The organism is Streptomyces sp. NPDC001709 (genome assembly GCF_053596375.1).
Map to the genome: position 1 here is coordinate 1 of NZ_JBSFGB010000008.1, position 12,239 is coordinate 12,239.

Genomic DNA, 12,239 nt, shown 5'->3' on the forward strand with positions numbered 1-12,239 from the left:
TGGGGCATCTTCCTGCGCAACCACGACGAGCTGACCCTCGAAATGGTCACCGACGAAGAGCGCGACTACATGTGGGCCGAATACGCCAAAGACCCCCGGATGCGCGCCAACATCGGCATCCGCCGCCGCCTCGCGCCCCTCCTGGACAACGACCGCAACCAGATCGAGCTGTTCACCGCCCTCCTGCTGTCCCTGCCCGGCTCACCGATCCTCTACTACGGCGACGAGATCGGCATGGGCGACAACATCTGGCTCGGCGACCGCGACGCCGTCCGCACCCCCATGCAGTGGACCCCCGACCGCAACGCGGGCTTCTCCTCCAGCGACCCGGGACGCCTCTTCCTGCCCACGATCATGGACCCGGTCTACGGCTATCAGGTCACCAACGTCGAGGCCTCCATGTCCTCGCCGTCCTCGCTGCTGCACTGGACGCGGCGCATGATCGAGATCCGCAAGCAGAATCCCGCCTTCGGACTGGGCACGTTCACCGAACTGACGTCCTCCAACCCGGCGGTGCTGGCGTTCCTGCGCGAGTACGGCGACGACCTGGTGCTGTGCGTGAACAACTTCTCCCGCTTCGCGCAGCCCACCGAGCTCGATCTGCGGGTCTACGACGGACGGCACCCCGTCGAGCTGATCGGCGGGGTCCGCTTCCCCGCGATCGGTGAGCTTCCCTACCTGCTGACGCTGCAAGGCCACGGCTTCTACTGGTTCCGGCTCACCCGAGTCGCATCCCGCATCGGCCGCCGCCGCTGACCGACCGGCGCCGAGGAAAGGACGCGTCACCATGCCGAAGACCATCACAGTCCGGCCGAGAGCCGCGGCCGGTCTCGACGGACCGCTGGCCTCGCTGGGTGGGCTGCTGCGCCAATGGCTGCCGATGCAACGCTGGTTCGCGGGCAAGGACCGTCCCGTCACCGATCTGTCGGTGCTGTCCCTGACCGAGCTGTTCCCGGGCTGTCTGCACCTGCTGGTGCACGCCTCGCACGCGCCCGTGCCCACCCCGGGCGGCACTTCCCCACCCGGCGACTGCTACCAGCTGCTGCTCGGCCTGCGCGAGCGCCTCGCCCCGCGGCTGGAGCGGGCGTACATCGGGCGGGCCGAGCAGGGCCCGTTCGCCGGACTCGCGGTGTACGACGCGCTCCACGACCCCCGCTCGGCGCATCTGCTGCTGGAGCGGCTGCGGCAGCCCGGCGCGGCCGGCCCGCTGCGGTTCGAGTCGGACCCGGACGCCCATCTGCCCGGAGGTCTGCCGCCGCGGCTGCTGGACGCCGAACAGTCCAACTCCTCGATCGTGTACGGCGACGCGTACATCCTGAAGGTCTTCCGCCGTATCCAGCCGGGCGTCAACCCGGACCTGGAGGTCACCGCCGCGCTGGCCGCGCAGGGCTGCACCCGGGTGCCGGCGCCGGTGGCCTGGTTCGGTACGACCGCGCCACAGCCGGCCACGCTGGGCGTGCTGCAGCCGTTCCTGCCGGACGCGACCGACGGCTGGACGCTGGCGCTGCGCGCGCTCGCCGCCGGCGACGACTTCACCACCGAGGCCTGTGAACTGGGCCGGGCCATGGCCGAGGTGCACCTCGCGCTCGCCGAGGCGTTCGGGCCGGCCGGGCCGGGCGAGAACGGCCGTACGGCACAGGCGATGTGCGCACGGCTGGACGCGGCCGCGCACGCCGTGCCGGGGCTGGTGCCCTTCGTGCCCGGGCTGCGGGCCGCGTTCCGGGCGCTGGCCACCTGCGACACCGGGCCGCCCGCCCAGCGCATCCACGGCGATCTGCACCTCGGGCAGGTGCTGCGGGCCGGCCGTGACTGGTTCGTGATCGACTTCGAGGGCGAGCCGTCCCGGCCGCTCGCCGAGCGGCGGGCCGCGCACTCTCCGGTGCGGGACGTGGCGGGGATGCTGCGCTCCTTCGACTACGCGGCCCGGCAGCGCCGCCCGTGGCGACCCGAATGGGCGCGCCGCTGCCGGGAGGCGTTCTGCGCGGGCTACGCGGCCCGTGCCGGCTGGGATCCACGCAAGAAGCACGCGCTGCTGCGCGCGCACGAGACGGACAGGGCGGTCTACGAGGTGCTGTACGAGGCGAGACACCGGCCGGACTGGCTGCCGGTACCAATGGCGGCGATCAAGCGGCTCGCCGTGTGGGGAGGCTGACGTCATGGCTCTGCGCGACACCTCGCTCCCCGAGGCGGCCGGCCCCGTGCCGCCCCCGGCCGTCCATCCCCCGGACTACGTCCGGGGGGACCCCCATCTCGCTGCGCTCGACCCGGCCGACCGCGGCCGGCTGCTCGGCGGCGCCCACCACGATCCGCACGCCCTGCTGGGCGCCCACCCGGTCCCGGGCGGCACCCTGTTCCGGGCGCTGCGCCCGAACGCGCGGGCGGTGAGCGTCGTGGTCGACGGGAGGCACGACGCCCTCCGCTCGGAGGGCGACGGTCTCTTCGCGGCCGTCCTGCCGTACGCCGAGATCCCGTCGTACACGTTGCGGGTGACCTACGACGACGTCGAGCAGGAGGTGCACGATCCGTACCGCTTCCTGCCGGCCCTCGGCGAGCTGGACCTGCATCTGATCCGGGAGGGCCGGCACGAGCAGCTGTGGCAGGCGCTCGGCGCCGAGCCGATGACCCACCAGGGCGTGACCGGCACCCGCTTCACCGTGTGGGCGCCCAACGCCCAGGGGGTGCGGGTGGCCGGGGACTTCACGTACTGGGACGGCACGCAGTACCCGATGCGGTCGCTGGGCGCGTCGGGGGTGTGGGAGCTGTTCCTGCCCGGGATCGGCGAGGGCGCCCGGTACAAGTTCGAGATCACCTCGCGCTACGGCCACCGGCTCCTCAAGGCGGACCCGATGGCGCGGTGCACGGAGGTGCCGCCCGACACGGCGTCGGTCGTCGCGGTCTCGCGGTACGAGTGGGGCGACGCGCGGTGGATGGCCCACCGGGGCGACACACCGGTGCACCAGGCACCGTTCTCGGTGTACGAGGTCCATCTGCCGTCCTGGCGACCAGGATTGACCTATCGGCAGCTGGCCGACGAGCTGCCCGCCTACGTCCAGGAGATGGGCTTCACACACGTCGAGCTGATGCCGGTCGCCGGGTATCCGTTCAGCGGCTCCTGGGGCTACCAGGTCACCTCCTACTACGCGCCGACGCCCCGCCTCGGCTCCCCGGACGACTTCAAGTACCTGGTGGACGCGCTGCACCGGGCCGGCATCGGTGTGATCATGGACTGGGTGCCCGCGCACTTCCCCAAGGACGACTGGGCGCTGGCCCGGTTCGACGGGGATCCCCTCTACGAGCCCGGGAACGCGGCGCGCGCCGAGCACCCGGACTGGGGAACGTACGAGTTCGACTACGGCCGGACCGAGGTGCGCAACTTCCTCGTCGCCAACGCGGTGTACTGGTGCCAGGAGTTCCACATCGACGGGCTGCGGGTGGACGCCGTCGCCTCGATGCTCTACCTCGACTACTCGCGGGACTCCGGCCAGTGGGAGCCGAACGTCTTCGGCGGGCGCGAGGACCTGGACGCGGTCGCCTTCCTGCAGGAGATGAACGCCACCGTCTACCGGCGCTGCCCGGGCGTGGTGACCATCGCCGAGGAGTCCACCGCCTGGGACGGGGTGACCCGGCCGACGGACAGCGGCGGGCTCGGCTTCGGGCTGAAGTGGAACATGGGCTGGATGCACGACTCGCTCCAGTACATCCAGAAGGAGCCGGTGCACCGCAAGTACCACCACAACGAGATGACCTTCTCGATGGTGTACGCCTACAGCGAGAACTACATCCTGCCGATCTCCCACGACGAGGTCGTGCACGGCAAGCAGGCACTGGTGTCCAAGATGCCCGGCGACTGGTGGCAGCGGCGGGCCAACCACCGCGCCTACCTGGGCTTCATGTGGGCCCACCCGGGCAAACAGCTGCTGTTCATGGGACAGGAGTTCGCCCAGGGCGCCGAGTGGTCCGAGCCGCACGGCCCCGAGTGGTGGCTGCTCGGCGACGACTACCACTCGGCCGGCGACCACCGGGGCGTGCGGGAACTCGTACGGGACCTGAACAGCCGGTACCGGGCGACCCCTGCGCTGTGGCAGCGGGACACCGACCCGGGCGGGTTCCGCTGGGTGCTGTGCGACGCGGCGGACGACAACGTCTTCGCGTTCGTGCGGTTCGCCGCCGACGGCTCTCCCCTGCTGGCGGTGTCGAACTTCTCGCCGGTCGTCCGGCAGGACTACCGGCTGTGGGTCCCGGACGGGATTCCCGCCTGCACCTGGCAGCAGGAGCTGAACACCGACGACGTCCGCTACGGCGGCAGCGGGGTCGGCAGCGGGGCGCCGCTGAAGCCCGAGGACGGTTTCCTGGGACTCACGCTGCCGCCGCTGGCCACGGTCTGGCTCGCGCCGGAGCACTGAAACCACAGGTGTCGGCGGCCCGCCCAGGGGCAGTCGGGGGTCGTACGGACCCACGACTGCCCCTCGTGGCATGAACACGAAAGGGTGGCACCACGTGCGCACTGTCGGAGTGGAGGAGGAACTCCTTCTGGTCGACCCGGACAGCGGCGAACCGAAGGCGCTGGCGGCGGCCGTCCTCGCCCGGGTCGCCCATGACGATCCCGGGCAGCATGTGTTCGAGAAGGAGCTGTTCCGGCAGATGCTGGAGTTCGCCACGCATCCGCAGGCGGACATGGCGGCCCTCGGCGAGGAGATCGTGCGCTGCCGCAAGGAGGCGGCCCGGCACGCCGGGGAGCTGGGCTGCGCGGTCGCGGCGCTGGCCACCTCCCCCCTGCCGGTCAGCCCCGCCCTCAGCGTGAACGAGCGCTACGAATGGCTGGCCGAGCACTTCGGGATACCCACCTGGGAGCAGTTGGTGTGCGGCTGTCATGTGCATGTGTGCGTGGAGTCGGACGAGGAGGGCATCGGGGTCCTGGACCGGATCCGCCCATGGCTTCCGGTGCTCCGTGCGATGAGCGGGAACTCCCCGTTCTGGCAGGGAAGGGACACCGGCTACGCCAGCTATCGCAGCCGGGTGTGGAACCGCTGGCCGTCGGCCGGACCGACCGAGCTGTTCCGCTCGCCCGAGCGGTATCACCGGCGGGTGGCGGACATGGTGGCCACCGGTGCCCTGCTGGACCGGGGAATGGTCTACTTCGACGCGCGGCTGGCCGTCCGCTATCCGACCGTGGAGATCCGGGTGGCGGACGTATGCCTCGGCGCGGACACCGCCGCGCTGATCGCGACGCTGACCCGCGCGCTCGTGGAGACCGCCGCACGGGACTGGCGGGCGGGCCGGCCGGCGCCCGACCACAGCGTGAGCCTGCTGCGACTCGCCGACTGGCAGGCCGCCCGGTTCGGCCTGGAGCAGAACCTGCTCGACCCGGCGACCATGCGGCCCGACCCCGCGCCGCGGGTGCTGCGCACGCTGCTGGAGCACACCGGGGAGGCCCTCACCGCCTGCGGTGACGCGGAGCGCGCCGAGCAGGGCATCACGGAGCTGCTGCGGCGGGGCAACGGGGCGCGCGAGCAGCGACGGCTGCTGGTGAGGACCGGCAGCCTGCGGGGCGTCGTCACCGAGTGCGTACGGCACACCCAGGGCTGACCGGCCCGGCCGGCCGATCGGCACCGGGCCCCAAGGACACGCCCACGTCATCGGACGATCACGACTTCCCCGTTCCCTGCACCGAACGCGCTCGTCTCGGCTACATTCGAGCACCGCCGACACAGAGCCGATCGGCGGTGTGACCCTCCGTACACCCAGGAGCAGCGCATGCGCGACGTCGCTTTCGCTCCCGCCGTTACTTCGCTCACCGGCGGCCTCGCCGACAGCGTCTTCGACACCGCCGAGCGCGAGCCCACCCTGCCGGTGCTCGCGCACCGCGCGGATCCCGCCGCCACCGTCTGGCAGGAGGTGACGGCCGTCGAGCTGCGGGACGAGGTGGTCGACCTGGCCAAGGGGCTGGTCGCCGCCGGGATCTCCCCCGGCCACCGGGTGGCCCTCATGTCCCGCACCCGCTACGAGTGGACCGTGCTCAGCCACGCGCTGTGGGCGGTGGGCGCGGAGATCGTGCCGATCCACCCGGCCTCCTCACGCGACCAGGTCGAGTGGATCCTGCGGGACGCCGGCTGTGTGGCCGTGGTCGTGGAGGACGAGCAGGGTGTCATGACGGTCGGCACGGTGTGCACCCGGCTGCCGCGGCTGAGGCACGTCTGGCAGCTGGACGCGGGCGCGCTCGCCGAACTCGTCCGGCAGGGCGCGGTCGTGCCGTACACCACCGTGGAGTCGCTGCGCCGGATCGTGCTGCCGGACGCCACGGCGGCCGTCGTCTACACCTCGGGCACCTCCGGCCGGCCCCAGGGCTGCGCGCTGAGCCACCGTGGCCTGGCCTACCCCTGCGACACGCTGCTGGCCGGCTGGCTGCACACCGCGGCGCCGCCGGGCGAACAGCCGTCCGTGCTGGCGTTTCTGCCGTTCTCCCATGTGTACGGCATCATGATCATGCTGACCTGTGTGCGCGGCGGCGCCCTGATGGCGCACGAGCCGGAGCCCACCGAGGCGTCGCTGGCGTCGGCGCTGAGCACGTTCCGGCCGACGTATCTGTACGGCGTACCGTCGGTCTTCGAGAAGCTCTACAAGAAGTTCCTGCGGGCCGCCGAACAGGCGGGCCGTGGTGACCTGTTCGAGCGGGCCGCGCAGACCGCGCGGGACTTCGCCGCCGCCGAGGAGCACCGCCGGCTGGGCACCGGCGCCGGACCGGGTTTCGAGCTCAGGCTGCAACACGCCCTGTACGAGCGGACGGTGTACCGCAGGCTGCGCGCCGCGCTCGGCGGGCGGGTGCTGCGCGGCACCTCCGGCGGCTCCTCGCTCAGCCGCGAACTGACCCTGTTCTACGCGGGCATCGGCGTGTTCGTGCACGACGGGTACGGCCTCACCGAGGCCTCCGGCGGGATCACCATGCAACCGCTCGGCCGGGAGAAGTCCGGGACGGTCGGCCGGCCGCTGCCGGGCACGGAGGTCCAGGTGGCCGACGACGGGGAGATCCTGGTGCGCGGGCCGTCGGTGTTCCAGGGCTACATCGGCGACGAGCCGGCGACGCGGGCCGCGCTGCGCGGCGGCTGGCTGGCCACCGGGGACATCGGGCGGCTGGACTCCGAGGGGTATCTGACGATCACCGGGCGCAAGAAGGACATCATCGTCACCAATGGCGGCAAGAGTGTCGCCCCGGCCCCGCTGGAGCAGCGGCTGCGCATGCATCCGCTCGTCCACCAGGCGGTCGTGATCGGCGACGACCGGCCCTGTGTCGGCGCCCTGATCACCCTGGACCCGGAGTTCCTCGCGCACTGGCGGGGCGCCCTGGCCCTCCAGGCGGACAGCCCGGCTCGGGAGACCCGCGAGGAGAACGCGCTGCGGGAGGAGATCGCGCGGGCCGTCGCCTCCGCGAACAGCACCGTGTCCCGTGCGGAGTCCATCCGGGTCTACCGGGTCCTCCCGGAGCCGTTCGCCGCGCACAACGGGCTGCTCACCCCGTCGATGAAGCTGCGCCGGGACGCGATCGTGCGCCACTACGCCGCCGAGATCGAGGCGATGTACCAGGCGCGGTCCCGGGCGGCCCGGGCCCCACAGGAGCCGGCGGAGTGGGACGAGCCGGACGACGTCTTCCGCTGACGTCCTGCGCCGCGGAGCCGGAGCCGGACGCACGCGGGGCCGGGGCGGACGCACGCGGGGCCGGGGCGGACGGATAGCCCGCCCGGCTGCGGGAACTCGCAAGCGCAGGACGAGACCAGCACCGACAACCGTCCTGGTCGGAGGGTTCCGCCAAGGCCCGGACCGGCCGGGACCGGGGTAGGCGAGATGGCGACGAAGCCGCGTGGGGACGACACACCGTCCGCGGAGGACAGGTACGAGCGCACCTTCTCCTTCGCGGGTGAGCTGTGCAACGTCACGGAGGCGCGGCTCGCCGCGGAGGAGTTCCTGTGCGCGCTCGCCACGCGGACGCCGCCGGCCGCGCACGAGTACTGGGACGACATCCTGCTGGTCGTGACGGAGCTGGCCGCCAACGTCATCCAGTACGCGCCCGGCCCGTTCGGTCTGCGGATGCGCCGCACCTTCGACGGGGTGCACGTGACGATGCGCGACACGAGCAGGACCCCGCCGGAACCGCGGCCCTTCCATCCGCGCACGGGCGGCGGCGGCATCGGCTGGCACCTGGTGCACACGCTGTGCACGCAGGTCAGCGTCGTCGTCCACGACGAGGGCAAGGACATCCACGTCTTCCTGCCCTGGTGACCGCACCGCGTGTACGACGTGTATGTGTGCGACGACCGGTTACTCCGGCCCGAGTGGGGGCATGCTGGTGCCCACGCGTTCGTCTGCCTGCCGCACCCGGCTCGCGGAACGGTCCGGGGCACGGTGGGATCAAGGTGGTGCGCACCGGTCCAGGGCAGGCGAACGGCGTCGAGTCGGACCGCCTGGAGCCGCAGAGAGGGATGAACACCGTGACACGACCCAGGATCCTGGTGGTTGGCGCAGGCTTCGCCGGCGTCGAGTGCGTGCGCCGCCTGGAGCGGAAACTCGCTCCCGCCGAAGCCGACGTCACCCTGGTGACGCCGTACGCCTACCAGCTGTACCTGCCCCTGCTGCCCCAGGTCGCCTCCGGCGTGCTCACGCCGCAGTCGATCGCCCTGAGCCTGCGCCGCAGCAAGAAGTACCGCACCCGGATCATCCCGGGGGGCGCCATCGGCGTGGACCTGAAGTCCAAGGTGTGCGTCGTCCGCACCATCACCGACAAGACCGTCGACGAGCCCTACGACTACATCGTGCTGGCCCCCGGCAGCGTGACCCGCACCTTCGACATCCCGGGGCTGACCGAGCACGCCTTCGGGATGAAGACCCTCGCCGAGGCCGCCTACATCCGCGACCACGTCATCTCACAGCTCGACCTCGCGGACGCCAGCGACGACCCGGCCGAGCGCGCCGCACGGCTGCAGTTCGTGGTGGTCGGCGGCGGCTACGCCGGCACCGAGACCGCCGCCTGTCTGCAGCGGCTGACGCACGCCGCCGTCCAGCGCTACCCGCGCCTGGACCCCGGCCTGATCAAGTGGCATCTGATCGACATCGCGCCCAAGCTGATGCCGGAGCTCGGCGAGAAGCTCGGCCGCAGCGCGCAGGAGATCCTGAAGCGGCGCGGTATCGAGGTGTCGCTGGGCGTGTCCATCGAGAAGGCCGGGGCGGAGGAGGTCACCTTCACCGACGGCCGGGTGGTGCCGACGCACACCCTGATCTGGACGGCCGGTGTGGTCGCGAGCCCGCTGATCGGCACGCTCGGCGCGGAAACGGTCCGCGGCAGGCTCGTGGTGAACACGGAGATGGCCCTGCCCGGCCACGACGGGGTGTTCGCGCTCGGGGACGCGGCCGCCGTGCCCGACGAGGCCAAGGGCGAGCCGGGCGCGGTCTGCCCGCCCACCGCGCAGCACGCCATGCGCCAGGGCAGGAAGGTCGCCGACAACGTCATCGCTACGCTGCGGGGGCAGCCGCTGACGCCGTATGTGCACCGCGACCTGGGGCTCGTCGTCGACCTCGGCGGCAAGGACGCGGTGTCCAAGCCGCTCGGCATCGAGCTGCGCGGGGTACCGGCCCAGGCGGTGGCCCGCGGCTATCACTGGGGGGCGCTGCGCACCAACGTCGCCAAGACCCGGGTGATGACCAACTGGCTGCTGAACGCGGTAGCGGGCGACGATTTCGTCCGCACCGGCTTCCAGGCCCGCAAGCCCGCCCGGCTGAAGGACTTCGAGTTCACCGACTCGTATCTGACTCCGGAGCAGGTGCGGGCCCGGGCGGAGGGCAAGGCCGTCGACGGCCCGTGAGGCGGCGGCGACCCCGGCCGGGGGCAGGTGGCCCGGGCCGTCGTGCGATGCTGGGTCGGAGATCGATTTCCGGCACGGGAGAGAGCGCGGCGGCGTGAGCACAGCGGGACGGTCGGGTCGGGTACGGATGTGGGACCGGCTCGCGGCATCCGATCCCGGGCTGCTCCGGCTCACCGCGGGAGCCCGCACGGTCACCGCGATCGCGCTCACCCTCGCCGTCCTGGCGGCCCTGCGGGTGCCGGTGCCCCACCTGGTCGCCGGTGCCATGGCGGCGATGGTGTCGACCTTCGCCATCCACGACAAGCAGCGCTCCCAGCAGGCCGTGACGCTCGCGCTCGGTCTGCCGGTGGCGCTGGCCTCGGTGTCGCTGGGTGCGCTGCTGAACCAACGGGTCGTCGTCGGGGACCTGTTCTTCGTCGTGCTCATCTTCTGCGCGGTCTACGGCCGCCGGTTCGGCGACCGCGGCACGGCCCTGGGTCTGATCGGGTTCCAGATCTACTTCCTCTCCCTGTTCGTGCACGCGACCACCTCCACGCTGCCCGCGCTGTACGGGGTCATCTGCGTGGCGTTCGCGTGCAGCGCCACCGCGCGCTTCGTGCTGCTGCCGCAGACCCCGGCGGGCACCCTGGACCGGCTGCGCCGAGCCTTCCGTGCTCGGCTCGCGCAGCTGATCGCCGTCCAGGCCGAGTTGCCGGCCGCCGGACCCGACGACGTGGAGAAGGTCCTGGAGGACCTGCGCACGGCGACCGCGCGACTGCACGAGACGGCGCTGATGATCCAGGGGCGGCTGGAGGACGGCACCTCGGACGCCGCGGTGGCCCGGCTGTTGCAGCGCCGGATCGCCGACGCCGAGATCGCCTCCGAGCGGCTCGGCCTGCTGCTGCTCACCGCGCGCAGCGCCGAGCGGACCGACACCCTGACCCTGCATCTGCCCGGCGCCCCGCTGCCCTCGGGCGGGGAACTGCCGGTGCGGGACGAGGCGACGGTGGCGCTGCTGCGGGACCTGGGGGCGCTGCGGCTGCTGATGCTGCGGCCGGTCGACGAGGCCCGGGGCACCGCGCTGGCCCAGGTGCGCAACCGGCTGCTCGGCTACCGCGAGGAGGAGAACCTGCCCAAGGCCTCCCCGGCCATACAGGACGTCTTCCGGGGGCTCGGCGAGGCCGCCCGGGCCGCGCTGGGTCTGCGGCTGGCGCTGGACGGGCCGCAGGACGAGTCCGACGACAGCCCCGCGACCACCCGCTCGCGCGAGGAGCTGGACGCGGAGGACGCCGCGATCGAGGCGGGCGAGGAGAGGGAGGCGGAGGAACCGGAGCCGACCGGTCTCAAGAGGCCGACGACACGGGCCGCGGTCCAGGTGGCCGTCGGCTCCGCGCTGGCCATCGCGGGCGGTGAGCTGCTGTCCAGTCAGCGCTGGTACTGGGCGGTGCTGACCTGCTGGATCGTGTTCCTCAACACCGCCTCGACCGGCGAGATCCTGGTGAAGGGCTACCGTCGGCTGCTGGGCACGGTGCTCGGCGTGGTGGCCGGCATCGGACTCGCCGGGCTGGTCGGGCACCACACGTGGACGGCGTTCGCCCTGGTGCTGCTGTTCATCTTCGCGATGTTCTACACCGCGCCCCTGTCCTACACGCTGATGTCGTTCTTCGTGACGGCGATGCTGGGGCTGCTCTACACGCTGCTGAGCACCTACAGCGTGTCGGTGCTGGTGCTGCGCGTGGAGGAGACGGCGCTGGGCGCAGTCTGCGGGGTGATCGCGGCGGCGCTGGTGCTGCCGGTCCACACCGACCGCCGCACCAACGACCTCCTCGTCGACGTCCTCGACAAGCTGGCGGACGTCACCCGTGCCGCCATGGACCAGCTGAGCGGCGCGCCGCCGGCCGATCTGGTGGACGGGGCGCGCGACCTCGACCAGGCGCTGGCCGACCTGCGCGCCGCCACCCAGCCGCTCACCCACCCGATCAGCCCGCTGCGTTCCCGCCGGGACACCGCCCGGTACGTGGTGGCGCTGCTGGAGACCTGCGCCTACCACGGACGCTCGCTCGCGGCCACGGCCGAGCTGCTGCCGACGCACCCGTCGATCGCGGCCGACCCCCGGCTGCGCGGGGCGGGAGCGCGGATCGTGCACAACATCGAGGCGATCGCCGCGCATGTCGCGGACCCGCGTGCCACGGCGGAGATCGAGACCGGTCCCAGCATCGCCTCGATGCTGGAGCCGGGAACCCTGCGCACCCCGCGCTACGGCCGGGTCACCGACCGGGTGCTGCGCCATCTGCAGCGGCTGGACGAGGCGGTCTCGGGTCTGGCCCGGCCGCTGGGCATCACCACCGGGGCGGACCGGCCGAAGAAGTGACGTTCTGTCGCCTGGGGCACCCCCGGTCGAAGACTGGGGGA

General features: G+C 72.4%; 8 protein-coding genes. All 8 read left to right on the top strand.

From position 1 onward, the window contains the following. The coding region (locus tag ACWC0C_RS14320; protein WP_450864084.1) for an alpha-glucosidase C-terminal domain-containing protein at window positions 1-756 on the top strand (756 nt) is incomplete at its 5' end. 31 nt (window positions 757-787) lie between these two features. Next, window positions 788-2,152 (top strand): maltokinase N-terminal cap-like domain-containing protein, encoded by a 1,365-nt coding sequence (locus tag ACWC0C_RS14325; RefSeq protein ID WP_450864086.1) that lies wholly within the window; start codon window positions 788-790, stop codon window positions 2,150-2,152. Window positions 2,153-2,156: 4 nt separating this feature from the next. Further along, window positions 2,157-4,403 (top strand): 1,4-alpha-glucan branching enzyme, encoded by a 2,247-nt coding sequence (gene glgB / locus ACWC0C_RS14330; protein WP_450864088.1) that lies wholly within the window; start codon window positions 2,157-2,159, stop codon window positions 4,401-4,403. A 94-nt stretch (window positions 4,404-4,497) separates the two neighbouring features. Further along, window positions 4,498-5,586, top strand: coding sequence for a glutamate--cysteine ligase 2 (locus ACWC0C_RS14335; RefSeq protein ID WP_450864090.1), 1,089 nt, complete (start codon window positions 4,498-4,500; stop codon window positions 5,584-5,586). 168 nt (window positions 5,587-5,754) lie between these two features. After that, window positions 5,755-7,650 (top strand): AMP-dependent synthetase/ligase, encoded by a 1,896-nt coding sequence (locus ACWC0C_RS14340; protein ID WP_450864092.1) that lies wholly within the window; start codon window positions 5,755-5,757, stop codon window positions 7,648-7,650. A 186-nt stretch (window positions 7,651-7,836) separates the two neighbouring features. Then, window positions 7,837-8,271, top strand: coding sequence for an ATP-binding protein (locus ACWC0C_RS14345; protein ID WP_449197002.1), 435 nt, complete (start codon window positions 7,837-7,839; stop codon window positions 8,269-8,271). A 200-nt stretch (window positions 8,272-8,471) separates the two neighbouring features. After that, on the top strand, window positions 8,472-9,848 hold the full coding sequence (locus ACWC0C_RS14350) for an NAD(P)/FAD-dependent oxidoreductase (RefSeq protein ID WP_450864506.1): 1,377 nt from the start codon (window positions 8,472-8,474) through the stop codon (window positions 9,846-9,848). 127 nt (window positions 9,849-9,975) lie between these two features. After that, window positions 9,976-12,198, top strand: coding sequence for an FUSC family protein (locus tag ACWC0C_RS14355; RefSeq protein ID WP_450864507.1), 2,223 nt, complete (start codon window positions 9,976-9,978; stop codon window positions 12,196-12,198). Window positions 12,199-12,239: the final 41 nt, after the last annotated feature.